Below are 25164 nucleotides of genomic sequence, written 5' to 3'. Positions count from 1 at the left end.
CAAATCCTTAAAGAGAATAATTTTACTTTTCCATCAACTTCAAAATTCTTTCAAAATCACTGGAAGTTATTCCTGCCTTTTTGAAAGCAGCGAAATCTTGTTTTATTTTTTGAGTCCAACTCAAACTATCTGTAACATTTTGAGATTGATATTCTTTATAAATGGCTTTAGCTGACGAATAATTATCATTTAATAAATAGGCATGCGCCAAATTCAATTGTATCAATAACTCTGTATTATCAATTTTTTCGCCTTCTTTTAGGAATTTGATCGCTTTCCCGTATTGCTTCGTCAAAAGATAACTACTTCCTATTGCGTTGTAATCCAAAGCAGTTGCTTTTCCATCATTGATTATTGTAGCAAGTTTCACAATAGCCTCACCTTGCTTTCCTTGTTTTGCTAGTACAGCGGCTTGCTTGCGCAAATCGTCATAAACACTTTTAGAAAGACTGCTTTCACCAAAACAACTGTTTCCAAAATCTTTAAACGCTTTAGCACGCTCTACAGTCAATAATTTCTGAAATTCCTTAAAGGTGTATTTGGATTGAATTTTATCGAGGATACAAACGCAAAAATCATCTGAATTGGTCATTTTTTGAGCCAAATTAGAAGTTTTACATTGATCGATGATTGCTTTTCTGTTTTCAAGTGTCCAGCCACGACTGAGTTTATTATCGACCCATGGCACGACTTCCAGAATTATTTTCTGGTTCATAATCCAGTTTTTACTTTCGAAACCAAACCATAGATTTCCAGAACCAGATTGCATGCAAGCTGATTTCTCAGTAGAAAGTCGTTTAGCATCTTTGCTTACTGGCGTATCTTGAACCAAACAAGCATTATCTGTTTTTCCGTTTTCTTTGTATTTTGCAGCTAATTCTGCGCTAGAGAAAACTGCATACTTGCATTTGTCATCTCCTGAGATTTTTGACAAGATAAAAACTGCTCCTGCTGAACCCTGACTGATTCCTGTTGGGTCCGGAATTGCTTTTAAAACCGATACTAAACTGCCTGCCATTTGCTGATTTTTATCCAAAAGTGTTATTCTATAAACAACTTCGGTGGTACCTTCAGGAAAATCTTGGGTTTTTATGATGATTCTGTCTCTAGCGGAAACCGTAATTTCTTCGGTTGTAGCGCGGGTTTTATCCCAATAGCCGTCTTTTTGAGAGAAAACAGTATTTGCAGTAATTAGAAACAGAAATAAAAGGATGAAATTCTTTTTATGCATGATTGATATAAAATTTAAACACTAAGCGCATAACGTTTTTCGCAAAATTCACTAAAAAGTTTGGTACCGGGCAGCCCTAGCCCAGATAGCAGTGAAAATCCTTTTTATCAGCCTTTTTAGGCTGATAAAAAGATTGCAACGAATAGCTGGAAATTGCTTCGAAAAACTCACAATGACTAATTACAAGTCTATGGAACTTCCTATTTCCAGTAGCATCAAATCTTTTCCTTTGTTGAAAAATTTACGAATGGATTCCTCATGGTCAATTTCGATGTAACCGAAAGTATCGAAATGGTAACCCAGAATTTTATCGCAGTTCAAGAAATCAGAAGCGATGATGGCATCCTCTACATCCATAGTGAAATTATCACCTATCGGCAAAATTGCTAAATCAAGTTTAGTGCGCATAGGAATGAGTTTCATATCCATTGTCAGCGCTGTATCACCAGCAATGTAGATATTTTTATGTTCGCCTTCAATGACAAAACCGCCCGGATTTCCTCCGTAACTGCCGTCAGGAAAAGAACTGGAATGAATCGCATTTACATATTTCAGTTTCCCAAAATCAAAATTCCAACTTCCTCCGTGATTCATGGGATGCGATTGAAAGCCTTTTGCACCATAATAACCTGCAATTTCTGCATTAGAAACAATTACTGCATTCGTTCTTTTGGCAATTGCCTCAACATCCAGAATATGATCTCCGTGCGCGTGCGTAAGCAAAATATAATCCGCTTTTAAAGTGTCAATGTCAATGTGCGCTGCATTTGGATTTGCCGAAATATAAGGATCTACAATAATGTGTTTTCCTCCAACTTCTATACCTAATGACGCGTGACCATAAAATGTTATTTTCATATTTTTTTAATTTAAAAATTGAATGATTGAAAGATTCCGTATTTGATTATTAATTTATCTCCCGCCTAAAAATGTATTTACAATGATATCCGAAAAAAAGTAAATCATACCTAACGACAATAAAACCGAAAGTGCAAAGGTACTCAGCGCCAGTTTTTTTAATTCAGGATCTAATTCCTTAGCGTTTTGATTTTTATAGACCGTATTTAAATGCTTAATTAAAGGAATGTAAGCCAATAAAAACAAGTATTGATCAAAGTGAAAATCGTCAATAATAGCAAAAATCAACACCAAAACCATCGCCGTTACAATCAAAATGTAATGGTATATTTTAGCTTTGGCTCCACCAATTTTTACAACAATCGTGTTTTTATTTGATTTTCTATCCGATGCTTCATCTCGCATATTGTTCAAATTCAAAACACCAACGCTCAATAATCCAATAGCGACCGCTGGTAAAACCAACAACGCATCCAATTGTTTGGAGTATAAAAAATTCACTCCTAAAGTACTCACCAACCCAAAAAACACAAACACAAATACATCACCAAATCCACGGTAGCCGTACGCCGTATTTCCAACCGTATACCGAATCGCAGATACAATGGAAAGAATTCCCAATACTAAATAGAATAAGGAAAACCACAGATTCGTATCTCTAAACGCATAATAAATCAACAACATCGCCGAGAGCAACGTCAAGGCTGATGTGATTATAATGGCGCGTTTCATGGCTTGCGGAGTAATCACACCACTTTGTATGGCACGTTTTGGCCCTACTCGATCTTCATTATCTGTTCCTTTCATGCCGTCACCGTAATCATTGGCAAAATTAGACAGTATTTGCAATCCTAATGTGGTCAATATAGCAAAGCCAAACAATCGCCAGTTAAAAACTTCTGTTGGTGTTAAAATACTATCTGTTGGGTGTGCCAAAGCATACATACTTCCAACTATTATTCCAGAAACCGATAAAGGTAATGTGCGTAAACGTGCTGCTTCAATCCAATGTTTCATATTTTTTTATTTAAAAATTTAAAGTCTACAACTTAAGATTTGTTGCGCAAACAACTTTAAACCTTAAACTTTAAACCATTTTATTTTACATCCAATTGCTATCGGAAGTTTCTATTTCGTACAACCAAAGGTTGACTTTTTGTTTTAATATTGAGTAATTCCCTAACTGAAATGCGACATTTCCTCCAGCAGTATGTATTATTATAGAACCAATATCCAGTTTTTTATGCCAAAAAAGCTGTGAAGTGGAAATCGCTTGTATTTTACTGGGCTCAATAATAGTATTACTCACATCCCATGCGCCACTTTGCGTGATTACAAAATTATCGTTTATGAACAATCGGTTGTTTTTAAATTTAAAATACTGAATAAGACCCATAAAAATAATATAAATTGGCACCCAATATCCATAATCAAAAATTACTGGTTCAATCCAATGTCCAATCGCAAAGAATACTAACAAAGGTAATCCAATACTAATAAAAATCGAAAAAACAAGTGAACGGAAATTAGGCTTTAGCATCAACCCTTTTTCAGGTATTTTATGAAACAACAGCTTTAAAACGGCGTCACGCTCCGACTCACTGCACCCTGGAATTTCTATCGCTGCTTTTTGCTCTTCTTTTTCTCCACTAGTAGCTTGTTTAATTTTTAGTTCAAGAATGCCCAATTTCTTTTGGAAATAATTTCTAGTAACAGTCGTAATTTGAACTTTTTCAGGTTTAATAATGGTGCTTTTTGTGTTCAACAGTCCAAAAGACAGCAACAAAGAACCTTTCTGTCTCGCTATATTATAATCGTAATACTTAAACACAGTCCGAATCACATTTAAAACCAAAACAGCTAAGAACAAGACGATTATCCCTAGCAAAATGGTTTGTAAAACTAAATTTTGATCTATAAAAGTGCCTACTTTTTCTTTATAAATAGTGTTCTCCTCTCCAAAATTCTGAAAGTTCTCATAAATTGTACTAAAGAAAATGACAAGTAAAGCAATGGTTTTTTGATAATTAGAAGTAATTCCAACTTTTAACAAACTCAAAAAACTTATTTTAATAAAAGGATGCGCTACTTCAAAGAGTTTCTGTTCCGTTTCCTCCAGTGCAATAGCTTCCTTTTCGCTAAGACTCTTTTGACTTTCGTTTTCTAACAGGCGAGATTTTAAGTCCAAAGCTAATTGGTGTGAAATCGCTTTTATAGTTCCTTCTTTTTTATTGGTACCGGCGGTATCCACATCCAATTCATATACACCAATCAGCTTTTGAATAAAAGACTGATTAATATTTACTTGCTGGATTTTATGCAGCTGAATTGCAGTTTTGGTTTTATTAAAAACACCTTCTGTAATGACAAATTCTTGGTTTTCTGAATCTAATAAAAAGGTGAAATTTAGATATTTCAAATAAGAAACAACTCCAATACTTGCGAATAGAAGAAGCATTCCAACTACTAAATACACTTTGTTAATTTCATCAAATTTAAAAGCCCAAATTAAGATAATGGGCCATAAAGCTCTACCGTATTGCTGAAGCGTGTAAAAAAACATAACCCAGATCCCAACTATGGATTGCCTTTGTGGTTGACTAAAATCACCTCCCATTACAATTGCTTTTGTATTTTACCCATCAGCAATTGTTTGATTTTTTCCGCTTGCTCTTTTTCGATTCCCGGAATTTCAATATCACTCGAACTGCCTCCAGCGGTAAAAATTTCAATTTTGGCTAGACCAAAATAACGCGAAACCAACCCTTCATGTAAAGCCACATGTTGCACTCTATTATAAGGAATTACAATTGTATTTGTAGCAATAATTCCATGTCGGAATAAAACATCATGATTTCTAAAAGCGAATCCTTTTTTCTTAAATCCAACAAGGGAAAAAACAATAATCAAAGTTGACACAATAGGAATCACAATACCTAAAACCAACCAAATTCTTCCCGAAAATAATTCCGGTTTCAAAACAGAAACGACTGATGGAACTATAATAAGTATACTAATAAAGAGTAACAAATTAATCAGCACCACTTTGAAATATTTTGGATGTAAAGCTGTAAAAGTAACTTCTTCAAACTTTGGAAGTTGGCTGGTATCGATGGTGTCGTTCGTAAAATTTTCCATTTTTTTATTTTGTTTCAGGTTTAAAGTTTAACGTTTCAGGTTCTAAACTTGAAACCTAAAACTTGAAACTTTTTATGGCAACCATTTTTTCTCAAAATTTGGTTTTCTTTTTTCTAAAAATGCATTCCTGCCTTCTTTCGCTTCTTCAGTCATATAAGCTAGACGAGTGGCTTCACCAGCAAAAACTTGTTGTCCTACCATTCCGTCATCCGTTAGATTCATGGCAAATTTCAGCATTTTGATAGCCATTGGCGATTTTTGCAAAATTTCCTGTGCCCATTCATAAGCGGTATCTTCTAATTCAGCATGCGGAATCACAGCATTGACCATTCCCATATCCATTGCGTCTTGTGCCGAATAATTGCGTCCCAAGAAGAAAATTTCGCGTGCTTTTTTCTGCCCGACCATTTTAGCTAAATAAGCCGATCCATATCCACCGTCAAAACTAGTTACATCAGCATCTGTTTGTTTGAAAATCGCATGTTCTTTACTCGCCAAAGTCAAATCGCACACTACATGCAAACTGTGTCCGCCACCTACAGCCCAACCTGGTACTACAGCGATAACCACTTTTGGCATAAACCGAATTAATCGTTGTACTTCTAAAATATTTAAACGATGCTGTCCGTCATCGCCTACATACCCTTGATGCCCGCGCGCATTTTGATCGCCACCGCTGCAAAAAGAATACACGCCGTCTTTAGACGATGGTCCTTCAGCAGAAAGTAAAACCACTCCAATTGAAGTATCTTCCTGTGCATCATAAAAGGCATTGTATAGTTCTGCAGTAGTTTTTGGACGGAAAGCATTGCGCACATCTGGCCTGTTAAAAGCAATTCTGGCAACACCATTGCATTTTTTATAAGTGATATCTTCGTATTCTTTAGCAGTGATCCAATCCATTGTAAATGATTTAAATTATTTCAGTGTAAAAATAAATCATTTTTTACATTTTATCTATTCTATTTGCATAAGGTTATGGTAATCCTTCTCTGATGAAAGGTTTAAGAATGTTAAAAAACAGTAAAAAAAAACCTTTTTAACAGCACCTAATTCAAATTATTTTTAATTTTAAACCAAGCTAATCAGACGAATACACAATATTCACCTTGATTAATTATTGATTCTTCACTGATTTATTAACCTAAAAAAAGAATGTATTGATTACAATTAAAAATGTTGTCGCTCCTTTTTCTACGGTAATAACTTATTATCCAATTATAAAAGCCGTATCAAACGAGTCAATGAACAAAACATTTGCCCCAATAGTAAAAAATAAAAAGTAACACCTACGGTTAAAACAAAGATTTATTTTTCTTGTTCTTGCAAAAGTGAGACATTAATAAAAATTATTTAGAAAATTATCTTCCAATATATATAAAACCAAAGGTTTATCGTGAACTTATTTCTTAACTCTTACGCAAGTTTTTGTACATTTAAAAGACAAACACCTCTTTAAAGTACTTTGCGCTTAAGTTAATATTTTAAAAATAGTATCATGAATACTATAGGTTTACAGGCGGATAAAGCGACTTTAAACTTCCAATTTATTTTAATGATGTTATAATTTAATATTCTAAAACAGCATTAAAAAGAGAAAGACTAACCGTTTCCGATTAGTCTTTCTTTTTTTTATTCCTTAACCAAATATATTCCGTCTTCCTTGATTTCTATTAATTTCTCTCGATACAAAGCACCAATTGCTTTTTTGAAGGTTTTTTTACTCATCTTCAAAACCGTTTTAATGTCTTCAGGATGTGAATTATCAGTCAAACGCAAGAAACCTCTGCTAGCTCTTAACTCATCCAGAATTTTATCGGCATTCGGTTCGATACTTTCGTAGCCTTGGATTTGTAACGCTACATCTATTTTGTTATCGGGACGTATCGTCTTAATGTATCCACGCATGCGGTCTCCTGTACGAATTGCATCATCATACACTTCATCTTTATACATCAAACCTTTGTACTTTTCGTTGATGATAACGTTAATTCCTAATTCAGTAATGTGGGAAACAATTAAATCTACTTCTTCTCCTTTTTCAACTGTTAGATGATCATTTTTTAAAAACTGATTCAATTTACTGGATGCTACCAAACGATTGGTTTTTTCGTCCATATAAAGATAAACTAAGTAGCGTTTTCCTTTTTCCATAGGACGCGCCTGCTCTTTAAACGGAACCAAAATATCCTTTTCCATTCCCCAATCCATAAAAGCGCCAATCTGATTGGTATAATTCACACGCAAAAGTGCAAATTCATTTAATAATATATAAGGCTCTAATGTTGTGGCAACGGGTCTTTCTTCGTGGTCTAAGTACACAAAAACAATCAACTCCTCACCTATTTCAAATTCGTTTGGAACGTATTTGTTAGGCAACAGAATGTCATGAATTCCTTCGGGATCTTGTTCTGGATTTCCCAGAAACAAACCTACTTTGGTATCGCGTAAAATGGTAAGCGTATTGTATTTTCCTATTTCAATCATTTTCTTTCAATTTCTAAAGTGCAAAGGTACGAAGTTTGAAAATAGTATATTAAGAAACGGTCCACAAAAAAAGTAATGATGAACCCACGAGTGTTTTTCTTTTTTAGGAGCACCACTTTTGACTATTTAATCAATTTTTGTCCTGCTGTCCGCAGTATCCACGCTAAAAAGCGTGGGATACTTACTCCCATCAGGGCTATATAATTCGGCTGGTTTTCATAATCTCGTTTTGTAATCTTAACGTTGTTATGTAAATTAGTACAAACAGGTAAAATTTTAAAGAAGAAATAAGAAATTTTGATAGCTATAAAAAGGAAAGTAAAAGATGTTTATGTTTAGTTGAATTTAGGATTTAAGCACACTTTAATCTAAAAATTGAATAATTCAAAAAACAGAGTATAACCCGTTGGATCAAATTAGTTTTTGATAGTGATTTTTCGTCAGTTCGAATATTTTTATCCTGAATATTGAGGAAGAAAAATGCCTTGAGCCCTTAGATAAAAACTCAGGACAGAGAAAAATTTCCTCAAAAATGGTTCTCGATATACGTCACTTCGAGTAGCGAAACGTATCGCTAAATTTTGTTTCGATTTATTTCACAAAATAGCGAACTGACGTTTTAAATAATTGCACCTAACGGGATAGTACACTTAATATGTATGCCAAAATAGCAAAAGATATAGCAGTTTTAAAAATTCAAAAAAAAAAAAAAAAAAATTAAAGAAGAAGAACTAAGGGTCATAACGAAAATTAGATTCTATTTAATCAAAATAATTAACATCCTGACTCAAGCAAAAAGACGAAGTAAGGATCAAATACTTCGCTCAACAGATTGAAAGAATAGAACTTGCTACTAAGTACCTATTTATTAAATTATTGCACTATTCTAAAAAATAATTCAAGAAGCTAGTTTGCCTCTTTTTTTTGCAGTAAAAAAGTTTTAGCTTCGCACTAGTAAATAATCAAACGGCAAAGACTATTTTGGCAAACTTAAACCAAAATCAGTACCGCTTCTAAAACAATAAAAATGGCATCAGGTTTTTTCGCATTATTAGATGATATCGCAGCAATGATGGACGATGTTGCAGTTATGAGTAAAGTTGCTGCAAAAAAAACAGCTGGAATTCTAGGTGATGATTTAGCTGTAAATGCGGAAAAAGCTTCTGGGTTCATCTCCTCGAGAGAATTGCCAGTACTTTGGGCAATTACAAAAGGCTCCTTCCTTAATAAAGTCATCATTTTGCCTATAGCCTTTCTTTTAAGTGCATTTTTGCCAGTAGCCATAATTATAATCTTAGTCCTTGGCGGACTTTATTTGGCGTATGAAGGTGCCGAAAAAATATACGAATACTTCTTTCCACATGCCCATTTGAAACCTGAAATTTCATCAGAGCAGTTGACCGAAGAACAAATTTTAGCATTAGAAAAAGAAAAAATTAAGTCAGCAATAGTAACTGATTTTATTCTTTCCGTAGAAATAATAATTATTGCACTAGGAACGGTGATTGGCAAACCTATCTCCTCTCAAATAATGGTGGTTTCCATTATCGCCATAATTGCAACTGTGGGTGTTTACGGTATTGTAGCCATTATTATAAGAATGGACGAAGCAGGATTAAAATTGATTCAACTTAACAAACGCGAAGGTAGCTTTACTTATAAATTAGGTACTATTCTAGTAAAAGCATTACCTAAAGTTATCAAAAGTTTATCTGTAATAGGAACTATCGCCTTAATCTTAGTATCAGGAGGCATATTTGTTCACAACATTGATTTTTTGCATAATATTCTGCCTCAAATACCTTCTATTATAGTTGAATTTATGGTTGGGCTCGTAATTGGACTTCTTGTTTTGGGAATCGTAAACTTATTCAAGAAGATCTTTATTAAACAACAAGTCGCATAAAACAAACACGCATTGCAGATTGCAATACTATAAATAGTAACCAACACCAGTCAAACAGCTGGTGTTTTTTTTGCAATACTAGTATTTGCTCGTACTTTACCTGCCCGTATAATTAGGACAGCCAAAACATTTTTTATCTAGATTAAACTGATACGTTAGTGATAATTCATAAATACCACCCGTTTTTCCAATTTTAGAAGTATTTAAATCATAAGAGATTCCTAATCGCAGGTGATCGTATTGCAAGCCGGTAAAAAGATTAACCGATGTTAGTAAATGGCTATTGATTCCATTTTTAGCAGGGTTTGTTACAGCAGTGGCGCCAAAAAACATTTTCTCGAATAAGATCGATGTTCCTATATCCAAGCGATTATAACGAGCTTGCTGCATATAATTAGCAGTTACAAACATTTTAGTCGCATACGGGAAGAATTGCACATCGATATAATTAGCCAATAAAAATTCATACCCAGTGCTTAAAGAGAAAAAGGTGTTCAACGGTATATTTCCATCTTGAGTGAAGGAAATATTTGGTTTATTCAAGTGCTTCATAGACAAGCCAATCCACATGTTTTCAGTATTAAAAACCATCCCTGCTGTAGCATCAAAAAAGCTAACTTTATCGTTTAACAAAAGTGGATCTATAGAGCTGGTATTTATAATCCCTGATCTAATATTAATCTGATCTTCCAAAAGTAAATTTTGAAATGCAAATGATTTAAGCCCAAACCCAACTTCTATAGCAGGTCTAAATTCCCAATCATCACTAATTCTTACCCGGTATGCATAATTCGCATTGACTTGCGAAAAATTATAATTAGTAACATTTTCTCTTTGATTTAAAACACTGATACCAAAACCACTATTCATACTTTCGTTCCAAGTATTGATAAAAGCATAGTCTGTAGTAATTTTTAAATCTAAATCCGGCCACTGTTCTCGATGGATTATACCGGTGTAGGTGGTTTCCATGAAGCCTGAAAAACCTGGATTTAAGGTTTCAGGAATTAGAAAATATTGCGTAAAAACGGGATCTTGCGCTCTTAATGTGGAGTAAAAGAAACACAAAATAAGTATGATAAATAGTTTAATCTTCATTAGTGGATTCGTTACTTTTATTTAATTAATGTGAAAGCACCATCTTCGATTATGGTGTGGTTGTAAAATGTTTTGGCGCTAAGTTTAAAAAAGTAATTCCCATTTTCAGCATCTAAATCATTAACCTTCCCGTTCCATCCTTTTATAGTTTGCCCAGTTTCGCTGTAGATGACACTTCCCCAAGAGTCATAAACCGCTAAAGTCATTTCTATAAACCCCAAGAATACAGGAGCAAATGAATCGTTTGTACCGTCATTATTAGGCGTAAATGCATTTGGCATTATTAGGCTGTACCCCTTTTCAACATTCACTGTAGCCGTATGTACATATTGACAGCCAAAAGGATACGTAACCGTTTGCTTAATAGTGTAAGTTCCGACTTTAGTATAAATATGTTTTGGATTTTCCTCGTCGGAAAAATTACCATCACCAAAATCCCATGAAATTTTTGTAAAATCTCCCGTGGCTAGGTTGGTGAATAGTATCGGATCAAAAATTGAATACAAACCATAAACATCATTTCCGTACGAACTAGTTTCGAAATTAGCTATCCCTAGAACTGGTGTAGCTACATTATACGTACTATTTGCAGTGCAACCAAAGCTATCCGTGACAGTAAAAATAATCAAGCCATTATTATTTGTGTTCATTATTTCATTGTTCACTCCGGTAACTACACCGTCAGACCAGCTTAATTGGTATGGAGGAACACCTCCTTTGACATTTCCTATAAATGTTTCTTTCACATATTTCGTAGCACAATCAAAATCAGTACGCACTTCAATGGTAGGTGTCAATTGTTCGAATCGAATAATCTTCCAAGATTCCGATTTTTTACAACCATTGGCATCCGTTACCGTTACGGTGTAATTTTCGGGTGGAAGATTCTGTAAATCCTCGGTTGTAGCACCATTAGACCAAGAATATGTAAATGGAGGCGCGCCGCCAGTTACAACCAAATTGATTGCTCCAGTATTCGCGTCCAGACAACTTAAAGGATTTGAAACATCAGCTCGTAATTCTAGTAGTAACGGTTCAACAATGAGGAAAGTTTCTTTAATTTTACAAAATTTACCATCTGTAATAGTAACAGTATATTTTCCGGGTCCTATGTTATTTCGATCGATACCAGCGGTTGGATCATCTTCCCAAACTAAAGTAACAGGCGCTTTCCCTCCAATAAGATTCAATCGAATGTAAGCGTCTTTTGCTCCAAAACATGAAATCTGCTTTACAGTTGGATTTATTGTAAAAACCGGCGCATTGTCAATGGTTATATTAAAAGCTTTTTCACAGTTTAATGCGTCTGTAATTGTGATGGTATATGTACCCGCTGATAAATTATTTTGGACACGTCCTGTACCTAAATTACTCCATTTTATTTGGTACGGATTGCCTGTTGCAAAAGGAATTCCTCCTGTAATATTGGTAATCGTAATCGAAGCATTTGCATCGTTGTAACAAGCTATCTCTGTTTTTGAAAACTCTAACCGTATTTCATTATTTTGAAGTAAAATTACTTGCAAGTTATCTGTACAGCCAGAATTATCTGTAACTGTTAAATTATAAGTTCCGGCTGCTACATTGCGTAAATTCTGATTGGTACTACTGTATCCATTTGGCCCCGACCAATTGTATCTATAATTAAAAGCACCAGGTGCAATTTCTGTTGCTCTACCGCCTGTTGTAACTATATTAATTTCACCAGTAAAATCACCATAACACAAAATATTCACTTGACTAACAAGTTTTACCTCTAACAAAGGTGGCTCAATAATTGTAAAAATTTCGGACAAGGTGTCACAATTGTTCGCTTCCGTAATGGTTACTTTGTACGTTCCTGGAGACAAATTACTAAGATCTTCAGTTGTGGCAAGAGGGTTTCCATTTCTAGTCCATACAAAGGCATAAGGCAGAGTTCCACCCGTAGTTGTTAATAAAACCTTTCCATCATTTAATCCAAAACAAGATATATCATTTTTAAATCCAGAAAAACTAAATTTATCGGGTTCTCTAACCGTGTAACTTCTTGTAAAAGGACAAGTACCATTATCAATAACTCTTAGATTATAAATACCTGGTTTCAGACCAGAAATAGCTTGATTCGTACTAGTAAAGCCATTAGGCCCAGTCCATGAAAAAAGATAAGATGGCCCTGTTACAAAAGGGATGCCGCCGGCTACAGCAATACTGATGGCGCCATCATCAGACCCAAAACAAGTTGCGTTTTTAATGGTTTCAGCCACATTTATCAATGGATTGACCGTTACTGTAACTGTAAAATTAGGCCCAGAACAGCTCCCTGCGATAGGTGAAACGGTATACGTTACTGTTGCTGGATTATTCGTAGTGTTGATTAATGTCTGACCAATGCTCGTTGTAGGTGATGCTTGTGAAGATACACCACTTACTGAACCTGAAGGATTCACAACAGGGTTTGACCAAGTGTAAGTAGTATTGGATGGAACATTATCAGTGCCATTAGTAGTAGGCCGAATTAGAAATGATCCACCGCTACAAATTTCGGCTGATTTTGGTGATATGATAGGAGACAATACCGTATTTACCGAGAAATTTCTCGTTTGAGTTGTCGTTCCACAGCTATTAGAAACACTAAAAATAGCTTGATAATTTCCACTTATAGCATAATTAATGGATCCTGGATTGAGCAAGGTCGAGGACGATGGCGTTCCACCTGGAAAACTCCATAGATAAGTCAGTTCAGAAGTTGGAGCACAACTTTCTACCACTGTACCTACGGGATTAATTGTTGCCGAATTACAAAAATCTGATATGGGATTTAAAGTAGTAACTGGCTTTTTCTTAACCTCAATTATTTCGGTTCTATATTGGTCGATTCCACAGGAATTTCGGCTTCTTAATCTAAGATAATACGTTCCTGGAGTAACAAAATTAATCACTGGATTTTTTGAAAAGGAGTTGGTACCATTTGTAAAAAACCATTGCTCCGGTCTTTTACCACAAAAGCCTTCAAAATAATTAGTGATTTCCCAATAATAACTTTCCGTACCACAACTTTGACGCGTATCCGTGGTATTAGTGATCTGTAAATCTGTTCCTGCACACGCTCTTGCAAAAGTAAAAGTCGGTCGTAAAATAGGTTCTACACAAATTGTTCTGGTAACCGTTCTTCCTATACCACAAGGTGTTTCTGCAAACAATGAAATCGTATACGTCCCAGGTGTTGTGTATACATGACTAGGATTGACCTGTCTTGAAATTGGAGTTCCATCACCAAAATTCCAAGTGTACACATTAAAAGTGCTACAGTCATTAGTATATCCTGCAATCGTATTATTAGTAAAAAAAACTGACGTATTAGCACAAGCAATATTAGTAACGCTAAAATCTACAATAGGCACATCTAAAATAATGATTGGACCAGCAGTTAGGAAAGTACTACCGCAGGAAGTGGTTATGGTTAGTCCAACAGTGTTGCCAGAGGGACAATTGAAGCGTGTAAAAGTATGCGGAATAGGGAAGTTTTGGGAGGCAGACGGATTGATCCTATTATAATAAACAGAGGCTTCTAGTTGGGCTTGAGTATAATTTCGAATGGTGCCATCTCCATAATTAACGGTATAATTCGTATCTGAAGGATTGAGTGCCCACGAACCTATAGCAAAATCCATTGGAGCAACTGGAATACAAAAATTAGTAGTATTACCAGGAGCGATGAGTGCTCCTATTGGATTATTTGAATTTTTAACTACATACGTAATTGCATTGGTACAGCCGTTAGCACCTACAGCTGTTATAACCATATTAAATGACCCTAAACGCATATAGGTATGCATTTTGGGAAAGGTAACATTTGTTTCAACAGTCCCATCTCCCCATTCTATATTATAGGAGGCAATACATGAAATTGAACCGGAAGAATTCCCTACATTAATTGTATATCTAGGATCCGAATTATTATCCCCACATTTTTCGAAAGGAGTGCCTGAGGATGGATTTAAATTTACAAATTTCAAATCTGGCTTTTGCTTTACCAAAACAACTTTTGTAAGGGACGTACTCACGCCGTTGCGATCAGTAACAGTTAGTTTTACATTGAAATTTTGAGTTCCACAACCAACAGCTGTAAAAATATGAGTGGGATTAGCAACAGTAGATACACCACCATCTCCAAAATCCCATTGGTAAGTATAAGGAGCATCGCCACTTATACTTGAAGTAAATGTTATTGGAGTACCAGAACAACTACCATCATTATTATAAACAAAAGTAACAACAGGCGCTACTAATTCAATTTTATAAGTTGTAGAGTGTATTTTTTTGTCATGGCTTTTATCACCTGTTTTACTATTTGCAAAAACCGAAACAGCCACTAATAAAAAAAAGATATGTGCTAGAAGATAAAGATTCCTCATGTAATAAAATTCGTTAATTATGGCGCAAAAGTATCTATTTTTTTTTGAACTTATAAAGATTTCAATTCATATTATTTAGTTTTTTTTCATAATACATATCTTATAAGTAAAAAACATAGCAATACACATGCAATTATCCATATTTCGTTACAATAAACCCATTAAAACTCACTATAAATTAAATATTTACAGCCAATTAATTATAGATAATATTGCTCTGTGTTTTTGAAGCAGAAGGCTAATTTTGCAGAACAATACCGCTCCTGCTATTCACTCTATCTTTATGTCCTTAAAGAAAGGACATAAAGGATGCCGTTACTATCAGGTCTATCAATACCATCAAATTTTCATTAGAACAATTACCCATCCTCCGACTTAGAGCATGCACATCTAACAAGGAACAATTGCATCCGTATTTTAAAACCAAACCAGATTAACGCTCTGTTGCCCATTTCAATTACGCCTCACATTTAAGTGAGAACACCACCTCCTAGCTAAATAGAATATTAAAAAAAGAACAGATTTAAAACAACAAATTCAAACTACAAAGTATACCAAAACTCTTCATTAAATTAAAATTCATTTAATGATTTGTAAAGAATTATTTATATATTCGTTAAAGAATTTAGTCTGAAATTGAGTCGACTATTACAAACATAATAAGGCAGATAAGTCTGATACTTTAGAGCTGTAAATAAGTTGTCTGTTATCTTAGAATAGCAGACAAGCTAAAGGAAAATAAATTAAAATGAGAAAGCTATTCGTCCTTTTTAATCTTATATTATTTGTGAATTTTTATGGAAATTGCCAAACTAAAAATTTAAAACCAAAAGAAATCGTAAAGTCCGAATTTGGAAATATTTTAGATAGTTTAAAAGTAAAAGGTTCCATTTTAATTTATGATGTAAAAAATAAAACATATTATTCTAACGACTTTGAATGGTCAAAAACAGGAGTAATTCCAGCATCAACGTTCAAAATTCCAAATTCAATTATTGCTTTAGAGTCTGGAATAATTAAAAACGATTCTACAATTTTTAAATGGAACGGAGATAAGCGTAGATTTAAAAAATGGGAAGAAGATTTGACTTTCAAAAAAGCATTTCAAGTTTCTTGCGTTCCCTGCTATCAAGAAATCGCAAGAAAGATAGGTGTAAAAAGAATGAAATCGTACTTGAAAAAATTAAGTTATGATGGAATGATTTTCGATACTTTAACAATTGATAATTTTTGGCTAGAAGGAAAATCGATATTTTCTCAGATGCAACAAATTGACTTTTTAGAAAGATTATATTTCTCACAATTACCGATTTCAAAAAGAACCGAAAATATAATGAGAGACATAATGCAGCTTGAGAAAACAGAAAATTATATTTTAAGCGGAAAAACGGGCTGGGGAATGAGTAATGGAATGAATAATGGCTGGTTAGTTGGGTATTTAGAAACGAGTAATTCTGTTTATTTTTTCGCAACAAATGTGGAAAAGCAAGAAACAGACATGGAAGAATTTCCAATTATTCGCTTAAATTCGACCAAAGAAGCATTAAAAAAATTAAAACTAATTAAATAGCATAGATGAATAGGCAGCCGTCGTTTTGGTTTAAGTTGTGACTCAGAAACATTACCTTTCCGAATCCTGTTTTTCGTTTAACTAAAATTAGCGATACCCTTAAATAAACCATCTCAAAATGATCGAATTCCAGTACTAATTTATCCTAATTTTATAGCCGTTACAATGGTTTACAACCAACATAAAATTATAAATTAATTTTGAAACCGAATTAAACAGGCAGTATATAAGTGAAGACCAGAACTCACTATAAAATAACGGGGCAGTAACTGAAAAGCCAAAAGAGTAAGAAAATTAAAAAAAACTAAAATGATAAATTTATCCGTGATTGCACAACTCATTGTTGCTATTTCTGTTATTATTGTATGGGTATTCCGCTTTGATAATATTGTAAAAGAATTTAAGCAATATGGACTAAGTGATTTGATACGAACACTTGTTGGAGCGACGAAAATAGCACTGGCAACATTACTTATAACTGGTATCTGGTATCCTTCGCTCGTGCTAATTCCAGCACTTTTGATGGCTCTCTTGATGTTGAGCGCACAATATTTTCACTTTAAAGTGAATAATCCTTGGCAAAAGCGAATGCCATCATTTTTTCTGATGCTACTAAGTCTGTATATTGCTGCCGTAACCCTTAATTTAATTGCCTAATGCGTTTACTAGAAGTTTTAATTCTTTTTTCGAGTCTCTCTTTCTTAGTCTATGGAATCGCTTATTTTACAAATCCAAAAATGAAAAGTGAATTTGTCCGCTTTGGATTGAGTAAATTTGGAACGCTTACTGCAGTTTTAGAGATTGTGGGAGCTTTAGGTTTACTAATTGGCTTACTATACGACTCTATTTTACTGCTCTCTGCCGGAGGTTTAGCTTTATTGATGTTTTTGGGAGTAATTGTAAGACTAAAAATTAAAGACGGTTTGTGGGCGTCATCTCCTGCTTTATTTTATTTTGGGCTAAACTTATATATCTTTATTGAAACACTAAAAATATTCTAGAATTAAGGTACGTAGTAGTTGGATAAGAACAACAATAATCAATAATACAAAAAAACCAGCCTGATATAGACTGGTTTTTTTGTATTTGCAAAATTAATTACAAAAGGTCTTTTTTATAGTTCCGTAAAAATAGAGGCATCAAAATTTGATTTAACAATCACATTTTTTGGTCCTACATCTTCATTAGGTCTGTCAAAAGAAAGTAAAATAGTACCCGCTTTTTGATAATTATTCCAAGGTTTTAAAAACTTTGGTTCGGTATCATTAAAGTTTTTATAGTAGGCCCATTGCGTAATTAAATGCTCTTTTTTATCTACATACAGCCAGTATTTATTTTCAGGGGTTACACCAACTGCATTAAAGGTAAGTTGCAAAATATCTACCGTTTTACCATCTGGTAATTGGTCAGTTTTTATATATTTTAGTTGTACTCCTGGATCTTGTAATTTCCAAGGCATCACCAACCAATACGAATCATTGATCCACCAGTTTTTAGCTTTTACTAGTAGCTCTTGGGTTTTGGTATCGTCATTCACTAGTAGGCCGTTCTCATAGGCCTTGCCTTTTAAAGTATTTATGTTTACTAAAACCACTTGCTTTGCTGCTGGGTTCTCAATGCGAACATCTCCCGTCCATTTGTCCCAAAATATTTTTCTGTTCACAAAATCCCATTGAATGAAATGGGTCGCATTGTAGTTTTTGATACCGCCCATAGCCGTAAGCATTTCTTGCACAATTAAATTTGCTTTTTCATCCTTTGTCTGAGCAAATACGGCAGTACTGCTAAAAAGGACTGTAATAATAAGTACAGCTGCTTTATAAATAGTTTTCATAATCCTGTATTTAAATGATTCTAAGTAACAAAAATAGTCACTTTTATTCCTCTTTTGAATTGAATTCCCATTATTTAAACTTATCACTTCATTATATGTAGTTATTGCTGCTGCTTTTTTTGAAATATTCCCTAACTATTATTCTTATCTTAGCATGCAAACAAGACACAAGAAATAAATATATAATGCAAACCATATTAGGAGCAAACGGGATAATAGGAGAAGGATTGGCCCGTGAGCTGCGGAAAAATTATACGCCTCACATTAAACTAGTGGGTCGCAATCCCCAAAAAGTAGATCCAAACGATGAACTTTTTAGGGCAGACCTAATGGATTCAGAAAGTGTTGTAAAAGCACTAGAAAATACTGAAATAGCATACCTGACCGTAGGGCTGCCGTACGATTCCCAAATTTGGCTTCGAGATTGGGTTATTGTAATGCAAAATGTAATCAACGCCTGTAGAAAGAATCATTGCAAACTTGTCTATTTTGACAACACCTATGCCTATCCGCAAGACAGTAAAATCCAAACGGAAAATACTCCTTTAACCTCAAATGGAGAAAAAGGAAAGGGAAAGAAACTAGCAGCTGAACTGCTTTTAAAAGCTATTGCAAACAAGGAAATTGAAGCCGTAATTTGCAGAGCTCCGGAGTTCTATGGTCCCGGTATAACCAGAGGACTGACCAACAGTTTAATTTTCGAAAATCTAAAAAAAGGCAAAGAGCCCAAAGTATTCTTAAAAGATAATGTCTTACGAACTCTAATCTTTACTCCAGATGCTAGTAAAGCCATGGCCCTAATTGGTAATACGGCTGCTGCTTACGGGGAAACCTGGCACTTGCCCTGCGACGACAATAGGTTAACCTATAAGCAATTTATCGCCGAAATAGAACATCAATTAGGACGACAAGTAAAATACAAAGTGTTGCCTTGGCTCGTCTTAAAAATTGGTTCCTTCTTTGACAAAAACCTTAAAGAAACACAGGAATTACTGCCTCGTTATGCGATTGATAACATCTTTGAGTCTTCAAAATTTAAAACTACATTTCCCGATTTTAAAGTAACCACTTACGCGGAAGGAATTAAAATAATCATCAACGACTATAAGATAAAGTAGCACTTTTTCTCATTTGATTTCTTAAATTTAGTCTCCTTCTCTTTTAAGTAAATTTGTCATAACCATTTGATACACTAATTATTATTGATTCAGCATTTCTCTAAATCCAAGACCTCTACTAAAAAAGAAGAAAAAGGTAGGAATAAAAAATAAGCTGACAAAGCAGCCTTTAGACATTAAATACTTTTCCTAATTGAATGACCACTTGTCATTATAATGGTATAAATATTTAATCAAGATTCGATAATCTAACTCACTTTCTCAAGTGCTTTGCCTATCATAGTTTCTCCTTTAATAATTTCAAAAGTAGCCTTGCTAGCTACTGTATCATCTAATGTTTGTACCAAAGTTTGCGCCACATCTTCCCGACTAATTTCGCCCTGTTTATTTAACTTTCCTTCCAGCTCAATGGTAGTTAAAGCAGCTTCATTAGTTAGAGAACCAGGTCTGACAATACTAAAATCTAAACCACTTGTTTTTAAATATTCATCGGCGTTGTGCTTTGCTTTTAAATATTCTTGCAATTGAGTCGCTTCCTCCGGTTTGTCAGCTCCCATCGAACTCAACATTACAAACTTCTTAATGTTTGCTTTTTTGGAGGCATCAATTAGTTTTTTTGCTCCTTCTTGATCTACTCCAAGAACATTTTTCCCACCAGAGCCAGCAGCGAAAACTACTTTATCAATCGGTCGATTAAAAACAGAAGAAAGATCACCTTCTAAGTCACCCAAAACAGTTTCAATGTTTTGAGCTTTAAAATAAGCTTGTTGCTCTTCTTTTCTGACCATGGCTATGGGGTGAAAATTGTTGGATTCATTTAAAATAGCCACTATTTTTTTTCCTGTGGTGCCATTTGCACCTGCTACTAATATATTTTCCATACCTAAAAGTAAGCAAACCATGCAGTTTACCCTAAACTAATTTACTGTTTAACTTTAGATTAGTACTTATTAACATCCTTTTTAGAAAGGTAAAACTTGAAATTAGCATCGTAAAATAACAACTACTTATTTTTCAATTCATTTTCAATTTTACCATTTTCTACTCTTTATAAAATTCACTATTTTTGCAGTCTAAAAATCAGAGTATGCCAAATAAAAAATATAAGATTGCAGTTATTCAATTGAACCTTAACGATGTTGCCGAAAATAACTTAAAAAAGTGTGTTAGTTGGGTTCGTGATGCTGCGAGTCAAGGTGCTGAAGTAATCTCCTTACCTGAATTGTACAGCAGTCATTATTTTTGTCAAAGTGAAGATGTAGATAATTTTGCTTTGGCAGAACCATTGTACAGTACTTCGTTTATTGCTTTTAGCGCTTTGGCAAAAGAGTTAGGCGTGGTGATTATTGTTCCTTTCTTCGAAAAAAGAATGGCTGGTATTTATCACAATAGCGCCTACATCATTGACACAGACGGTTCAGAAGCAGGTTTGTATCGCAAAATGCACATTCCGGACGATCCTCATTTTTATGAAAAATTCTATTTTACGCCGGGTGATTTAGGGTTCAAAACGATTCCAACCAAGAAAGGAAAAGTAGGAACCTTGATTTGCTGGGATCAATGGTATCCGGAAGCAGCACGTTTGACTGCTTTACAAGGTGCTGAAGTGTTGTTTTACCCAACAGCAATTGGATGGCATCCACAAGAAAAAGAGCAATACGGTGAAAACCAACATGGTGCTTGGATGAGTGTGATGAAAGGTCACGCAGTTGCAAATGGTGTGTATGTTGCTGCAGCAAATAGAATTGGTTTAGAGCAATACTTGCCTGATACGGCGGGAATTCAGTTTTGGGGATCTTCGTTTATTGCAGGACCACAAGGCGAAATTTTGGCGCAAGCCTCACACGATAAAGAAGAAATCCTAATTGCCGAAGTTGATTTAGACTTACAAGAAAATGTGCGTCAAAACTGGCCTTTCTTTAGAGATAGAAGAATAGACGCTTTTGGTGATATTACTAAAAGAGCGATCGACTAATTATGACAACAACTAATAGAAGATTCCCTGCAGAATGGGAAAAGCAACAAGGAATTTTACTTTGTTTTCCACACAACGGAAAAGACTGGCCGGGAAAATATGAAGCGGTTCAATGGGCTTTTGTAGAATTCATTAAAAAGGTAGCGACTTTCGAGCAAGTATTTTTAGTAGTTGCCGATGAAAACCAAAAAGAAAAAGTCCATATCATGCTGGAAACAGCTCATGTTGCGCTGACAAACATTTCGTACATTATTCACAAAACCAATAGAAGTTGGATGCGTGATTCGGGTCCGATTATCGTTAAAAGCGGAACCGAAAGAGAAGCTTTGAACTTTAATTTTAATGGTTGGGCAAAATATAAAAACATTCAATTAGACAAGTTTGTTCCTGCAAAAGTGGGCGAATTTTTAAATATTCCTGTTACTCAAGTCATGTACAAAGGAAAACCGGTAATTGTTGAAGGTGGTGCGATTGATAGCAATGGACGTGGTACTTTATTGACTTCAGAAGAATGTTTGATGCATCCTGATATTCAGGTTCGGAATCCAAATTTCTCTAAATCCGATTACGAAGCCGTTTTCAAGGAATACCTTGGAATTACCAATGTGATTTGGTTAGGCGACGGAATTGAAGGGGACGATACGCACGGACATATTGATGATTTATGCCGATTTGTAAATGAAGATACGATTGTAACTATTGTAGAAACAGACCCAGCGGATAATAATTACAAACCATTACAAGACAATTTAAAACGCTTGCAAAACGCCAAATTAGAAAATGGTAAATCGCCTATAATTGTAGCTTTACCAATGCCAAAACGTTTGGAGTTTGGCGGATTACGTTTGCCTGCGAGTTATGCTAATTTCCTGATTTTGAACAATTGTGTTTTAGTTCCTACTTTTAACGACAGTAATGACCGAAAAGCGTTAAACATACTTGCAGAATGTTTTCCAGATCGAGAAATCATCGGAATTAGTTGTACTGATTTCATTTGGGGTTTTGGAACCTTACATTGTCTAAGTCAGCAAATTCCAAAATAATATTAAATTTAAAAAATAGAGAACATAAAAAAGACTTGTAACATTAATTGCTACAAGTCTTTTGCTTTTTATATTATCTAAATACTATTTGTCTCTGGTAAATGGTATTTTTTGTCCTTCAGGAACTGTCATGTCAAATCCATTTAGATTGTCATTAAATTCAAATTTAAGTCCTGCTTGTTTCGATTCAAATGTGTTTTTCCCAATTGGTTCCACTGAAAAACCTGGATAATTGGTTATCAAAACATTTAACGCACCATTTTTCTCTGAAAAAGTAATTTTTAACGGTGCCATTTTAGTTGAAAACGTTCCTAAATAACCATCTAAAATCACATCTTTTTCAACTAAACCTTTGTCTGCTGTCCAAGTATTGTTTGCTGAATTGCTATCCGGTAAAACATGATCCGGATCTAGTGTGATGCTTTCAATTTCCTCTGTAGAATTGTGTTTGAAAGACCACGCTTTGTTTTTTTGCCACACTTCAACGGGCAAAGTCACGCGAGATACTTTTCCGCTTTTTGTTTTTATGTCTAAACTTACCGGCATAGCCATTTTTTCGAAGTTTTCAATCGAAATTACAACTCCTTGTTTAGGATCGTTTTTTACATATTTGATTGAATTTATTCCTTGATCTAAGCGCCAGTTGTACTGGAACCAACCTCTCCAAAACCAACTTAAATCTTCTCCCGCAACGTTCTCAATTGTTCTAAAGAAATCGTCCGGTTGCGGATGTTTGTAAGCCCAACGCTCAATATACGTTTTTAAAGCCAAATCAAAACGTTCCGGTCCAAGAACTTGTTCACGCAAGATCACTAATCCTGAACTTGGTTTTGAATACGCTAAAAGACCAATATTACGCTCCTTCATGTTATCTGGAGAACTCATAATAGTCTCAAGATTTGGACTAGTGTATACTTCTGCTCTTTGATGCATATCCGCTTTTTCCTCCTTATATTCACCGTTATTAAAATCAACAGAACTCAATGAATTTATAAAAGTATTAAAACCTTCGTCCATCCAGGCAAACAATCTTTCGTTAGAACCCACAATCATAGGAAACCAAATGTGGCCAAACTCATGATCCGTAACACCCCATAAATCAGCTCCTTTAGACTCCCAGCTGCAAAAAACAATACCAGGATATTCCATTCCACCCTCGTTTCCAGCCACATTTGTAGCTGCTGGATACGGATATTCTAACCATCTTTTAGAATAGTTTTCAATCGATGCTTTAGTATATTCTGTGGAACGTCCCCACGCGTCATTTCCAGCACTTTCAACCGGATAAACGGAAATAGCTAATGATTTTTTTCCACTTGGTAAATTAATTTTTGCAGCATCTAAAATAAATGCAGTAGAAGAAGACCAAGAAAAATCACGTGAATTTTTAATTTTATAATTCCACGTTTTAGTAGTTGTAACAGCTGTTTTAGATAAAATTGCAACTTCTTCAGCGGTACGTATAAAAACTGTTTTATCACTTTGTTTGGCTTGAGCCAATCTACTTTGTTCTACACTAGAATATACAGCTGTAGGATTTAATAATTCTCCAGAAGCAACCACAATATGATTGGATGGCGCAGTAATACTGACATCAAAATCACCGTATTCCAAGTAAAACTCTGAAGCTCCTAAATACGGATTTGTATTCCAGCCTCTTACATCATCATAGACACACATGCGAGGGTACCATTGTGCTATAGTAAATATTTTTCCGTTTTTAGTTTCTAAAACTCCCATACGATCAGAACCTTCAAAAGGTGCTATAAATGAAAAGTCAATTTTAATTTTAACGGAACCGCCTTTAGCATTCAATCCCTGCGGAAGAAAAACCTGCATTCTAGTATCTGTAATTATGTATTTTGCAGTGGTTTCTGTAGCGACTCCTTTTACAGTTGTAATTACTTTTACCGATTTGATGTTGTGTCCACCTTCAAAAATTTGGCCTTGAGCCCCATTTCGACTTCCAATCAAAGGAACTATCGCACTTCCGCGGGATTCTGCTTTGAATAAATTTTGGTCTAAGTTCATCCAAACAAAAGCCATTTTATCCGGGCTATTATTTGTATACGTAATGATTCCCGTTCCGGTAATCTCGTTGTTTTTTTCATCCAACTTAGCCGTTAATTTATAATCAGCACTATTTTGCCAATATTCAGCACCGGGCTGACCACTTGCAGAACGTGTACTTGTTCCATTTTTTGAGTAAAAAAATGGTGCAAAAGCATCATGATAATCGTATTTTGAAACTGCATTACTAGATGCATTGGTTGGAGTTTGTTGTGCCCAAATAGACGTAACTCCCATTAGTAGAGTCAAATGCAATAAGACTCCAAAGCGAATATTTTTCATTTTCTTATGATTTATATCACAAATTAATGAAAAAAAAGAGGATTTTAAACTATTAAACTAAATTCATTCTACTTTGAGATATAAAATCATGGATTAAGCCGATCAGAATTAAAAATTATAAAATATATTTACAGCACAAATGATTTTTAAATTAAAC

General features: G+C 34.6%; 19 protein-coding genes. 7 read left to right on the top strand and 12 right to left on the bottom strand.

The features are described 5' to 3' along the window. Positions 1–22 precede the first annotated feature (22 nt). From E0F91_RS02395 to E0F91_RS02365, 7 genes are all read right to left on the bottom strand, one after another. The gene (locus E0F91_RS02395) at positions 23–1231 is read right to left on the bottom strand and encodes a tetratricopeptide repeat protein (protein ID WP_132064770.1); all 1209 of its coding nucleotides are present in this window, start codon (positions 1229–1231) and stop codon (positions 23–25) included. A gap of 180 nt (positions 1232–1411) precedes the next feature. Beyond that, positions 1412–2089, bottom strand: a complete 678-nt coding sequence (locus E0F91_RS02390) for a metal-dependent hydrolase (RefSeq protein WP_132064769.1) — start codon at positions 2087–2089, stop codon at positions 1412–1414. Between the two features lie 54 nt (positions 2090–2143). Next, the gene (gene menA, locus E0F91_RS02385) at positions 2144–3106 is read right to left on the bottom strand and encodes a 1,4-dihydroxy-2-naphthoate octaprenyltransferase (protein WP_132064768.1); all 963 of its coding nucleotides are present in this window, start codon (positions 3104–3106) and stop codon (positions 2144–2146) included. A gap of 85 nt (positions 3107–3191) precedes the next feature. After that, positions 3192–4706, bottom strand: a complete 1515-nt coding sequence (locus tag E0F91_RS02380; RefSeq protein WP_132064767.1) for a PH domain-containing protein — start codon at positions 4704–4706, stop codon at positions 3192–3194. Next, positions 4706–5227, bottom strand: coding sequence for a PH domain-containing protein (locus tag E0F91_RS02375; RefSeq protein WP_132064766.1), 522 nt, complete (start codon positions 5225–5227; stop codon positions 4706–4708). The genes E0F91_RS02380 and E0F91_RS02375 overlap by 1 nt, the downstream gene beginning before the upstream one ends. A 72-nt stretch (positions 5228–5299) precedes the next feature. Next, positions 5300–6130 (bottom strand): 1,4-dihydroxy-2-naphthoyl-CoA synthase, encoded by an 831-nt coding sequence (locus E0F91_RS02370; RefSeq protein WP_091170323.1) that lies wholly within the window; start codon positions 6128–6130, stop codon positions 5300–5302. Positions 6131–6859: 729 nt separating this feature from the next. Then, entirely contained in the window at positions 6860–7714 is an 855-nt protein-coding gene (locus tag E0F91_RS02365) for a CvfB family protein (RefSeq protein ID WP_132064765.1), read from the bottom strand. A 1027-nt stretch (positions 7715–8741) separates the two neighbouring features. Here E0F91_RS02365 and E0F91_RS02360 point away from each other — a divergent pair. Next, positions 8742–9620 (top strand): DUF808 domain-containing protein, encoded by an 879-nt coding sequence (locus E0F91_RS02360; RefSeq protein ID WP_132064764.1) that lies wholly within the window; start codon positions 8742–8744, stop codon positions 9618–9620. A 96-nt stretch (positions 9621–9716) separates the two neighbouring features. Here E0F91_RS02360 and E0F91_RS02355 read toward each other — a convergent pair whose 3' ends face one another. Then, the gene (locus E0F91_RS02355; protein WP_132064763.1) at positions 9717–10718 is read right to left on the bottom strand and encodes a PorP/SprF family type IX secretion system membrane protein; all 1002 of its coding nucleotides are present in this window, start codon (positions 10716–10718) and stop codon (positions 9717–9719) included. A gap of 17 nt (positions 10719–10735) precedes the next feature. After that, on the bottom strand, positions 10736–15115 hold the full coding sequence (locus tag E0F91_RS02350) for a PKD domain-containing protein (RefSeq protein WP_132064762.1): 4380 nt from the start codon (positions 15113–15115) through the stop codon (positions 10736–10738). 748 nt (positions 15116–15863) lie between these two features. Between E0F91_RS02350 and blaOXA the strand changes: the two genes are divergently transcribed. The 3 genes from blaOXA (at position 15864) to E0F91_RS02335 (ending at position 17686) form a co-directional block, all read left to right on the top strand. Then, entirely contained in the window at positions 15864–16685 is an 822-nt protein-coding gene (blaOXA, locus tag E0F91_RS02345) for a class D beta-lactamase (RefSeq protein ID WP_132064761.1), read from the top strand. Between the two features lie 309 nt (positions 16686–16994). Next, complete coding sequence (locus tag E0F91_RS02340) at positions 16995–17342, top strand: DoxX family protein (RefSeq protein WP_132064760.1); 348 nt, start codon at positions 16995–16997, stop codon at positions 17340–17342. Continuing rightward, the gene (locus E0F91_RS02335; RefSeq protein ID WP_132064759.1) at positions 17342–17686 is read left to right on the top strand and encodes a DoxX family protein; all 345 of its coding nucleotides are present in this window, start codon (positions 17342–17344) and stop codon (positions 17684–17686) included. Before E0F91_RS02340 ends, E0F91_RS02335 begins: the two co-directional genes overlap by 1 nt. A 113-nt stretch (positions 17687–17799) precedes the next feature. Here E0F91_RS02335 and E0F91_RS02330 read toward each other — a convergent pair whose 3' ends face one another. Continuing rightward, positions 17800–18519 carry a hypothetical protein gene (locus tag E0F91_RS02330; protein WP_132064758.1) on the bottom strand — a complete coding sequence of 240 codons (720 nt, stop codon included), beginning with the start codon at positions 18517–18519 and terminating at the stop codon, positions 17800–17802. A gap of 185 nt (positions 18520–18704) precedes the next feature. On the opposite strand from E0F91_RS02330, the gene E0F91_RS02325 reads away from it, so the two are divergent. Beyond that, positions 18705–19637: an NAD-dependent epimerase/dehydratase family protein gene (locus E0F91_RS02325; protein WP_132064757.1), complete on the top strand. Its 933-nt coding sequence runs from the start codon at positions 18705–18707 to the stop codon at positions 19635–19637. 248 nt (positions 19638–19885) lie between these two features. Here the strand turns inward: E0F91_RS02325 and E0F91_RS02320 are convergent, their stop codons facing one another. Then, the gene (locus E0F91_RS02320) at positions 19886–20518 is read right to left on the bottom strand and encodes an SDR family oxidoreductase (protein WP_132064756.1); all 633 of its coding nucleotides are present in this window, start codon (positions 20516–20518) and stop codon (positions 19886–19888) included. 206 nt (positions 20519–20724) lie between these two features. On the opposite strand from E0F91_RS02320, the gene E0F91_RS02315 reads away from it, so the two are divergent. Together E0F91_RS02315 and E0F91_RS02310 are read left to right on the top strand one after the other, a co-directional pair. Continuing rightward, positions 20725–21612, top strand: a complete 888-nt coding sequence (locus E0F91_RS02315) for a carbon-nitrogen hydrolase (RefSeq protein ID WP_132064755.1) — start codon at positions 20725–20727, stop codon at positions 21610–21612. Positions 21613–21614: 2 nt separating this feature from the next. Continuing rightward, positions 21615–22655: an agmatine deiminase family protein gene (locus tag E0F91_RS02310; RefSeq protein ID WP_132064754.1), complete on the top strand. Its 1041-nt coding sequence runs from the start codon at positions 21615–21617 to the stop codon at positions 22653–22655. Between the two features lie 84 nt (positions 22656–22739). Here E0F91_RS02310 and E0F91_RS02305 read toward each other — a convergent pair whose 3' ends face one another. Then, positions 22740–25007 carry a M1 family metallopeptidase gene (locus E0F91_RS02305; RefSeq protein ID WP_132064753.1) on the bottom strand — a complete coding sequence of 756 codons (2268 nt, stop codon included), beginning with the start codon at positions 25005–25007 and terminating at the stop codon, positions 22740–22742. Positions 25008–25164 lie beyond the last annotated feature (157 nt).

Source organism: Flavobacterium sandaracinum (genome assembly GCF_004349135.1).
Taxonomy (GTDB): domain Bacteria; phylum Bacteroidota; class Bacteroidia; order Flavobacteriales; family Flavobacteriaceae; genus Flavobacterium; species Flavobacterium sandaracinum.
Note: the sequence above shows the minus strand (reverse complement) of the source record. Positions and strands in the feature narration are given on the sequence as shown.

Coding starts and splice junctions, on each gene's coding strand:
- menA (WP_132064768.1), bottom strand. CDS start 3,106: ATGAAACATTGGATTGAAGCAGCACGTTTACGCACATTACCTTTATCG.
- E0F91_RS02320 (WP_132064756.1), bottom strand. CDS start 20,518: ATGGAAAATATATTAGTAGCAGGTGCAAATGGCACCACAGGAAAAAAA.
- E0F91_RS02335 (WP_132064759.1), top strand. CDS start 17,342: ATGCGTTTACTAGAAGTTTTAATTCTTTTTTCGAGTCTCTCTTTCTTA.
- E0F91_RS02330 (WP_132064758.1), bottom strand. CDS start 18,519: ATGAAAACTATTTATAAAGCAGCTGTACTTATTATTACAGTCCTTTTT.
- E0F91_RS02380 (WP_132064767.1), bottom strand. CDS start 4,706: ATGGGAGGTGATTTTAGTCAACCACAAAGGCAATCCATAGTTGGGATC.
- E0F91_RS02375 (WP_132064766.1), bottom strand. CDS start 5,227: ATGGAAAATTTTACGAACGACACCATCGATACCAGCCAACTTCCAAAG.
- E0F91_RS02360 (WP_132064764.1), top strand. CDS start 8,742: ATGGCATCAGGTTTTTTCGCATTATTAGATGATATCGCAGCAATGATG.
- E0F91_RS02305 (WP_132064753.1), bottom strand. CDS start 25,007: ATGAAAAATATTCGCTTTGGAGTCTTATTGCATTTGACTCTACTAATG.
- E0F91_RS02355 (WP_132064763.1), bottom strand. CDS start 10,718: ATGAAGATTAAACTATTTATCATACTTATTTTGTGTTTCTTTTACTCC.
- E0F91_RS02390 (WP_132064769.1), bottom strand. CDS start 2,089: ATGAAAATAACATTTTATGGTCACGCGTCATTAGGTATAGAAGTTGGA.
- E0F91_RS02310 (WP_132064754.1), top strand. CDS start 21,615: ATGACAACAACTAATAGAAGATTCCCTGCAGAATGGGAAAAGCAACAA.
- E0F91_RS02350 (WP_132064762.1), bottom strand. CDS start 15,115: ATGAGGAATCTTTATCTTCTAGCACATATCTTTTTTTTATTAGTGGCT.
- E0F91_RS02340 (WP_132064760.1), top strand. CDS start 16,995: ATGATAAATTTATCCGTGATTGCACAACTCATTGTTGCTATTTCTGTT.
- E0F91_RS02370 (WP_091170323.1), bottom strand. CDS start 6,130: ATGGATTGGATCACTGCTAAAGAATACGAAGATATCACTTATAAAAAA.
- E0F91_RS02315 (WP_132064755.1), top strand. CDS start 20,725: ATGCCAAATAAAAAATATAAGATTGCAGTTATTCAATTGAACCTTAAC.
- blaOXA (WP_132064761.1), top strand. CDS start 15,864: ATGAGAAAGCTATTCGTCCTTTTTAATCTTATATTATTTGTGAATTTT.
- E0F91_RS02325 (WP_132064757.1), top strand. CDS start 18,705: ATGCAAACCATATTAGGAGCAAACGGGATAATAGGAGAAGGATTGGCC.
- E0F91_RS02365 (WP_132064765.1), bottom strand. CDS start 7,714: ATGATTGAAATAGGAAAATACAATACGCTTACCATTTTACGCGATACC.
- E0F91_RS02395 (WP_132064770.1), bottom strand. CDS start 1,231: ATGCATAAAAAGAATTTCATCCTTTTATTTCTGTTTCTAATTACTGCA.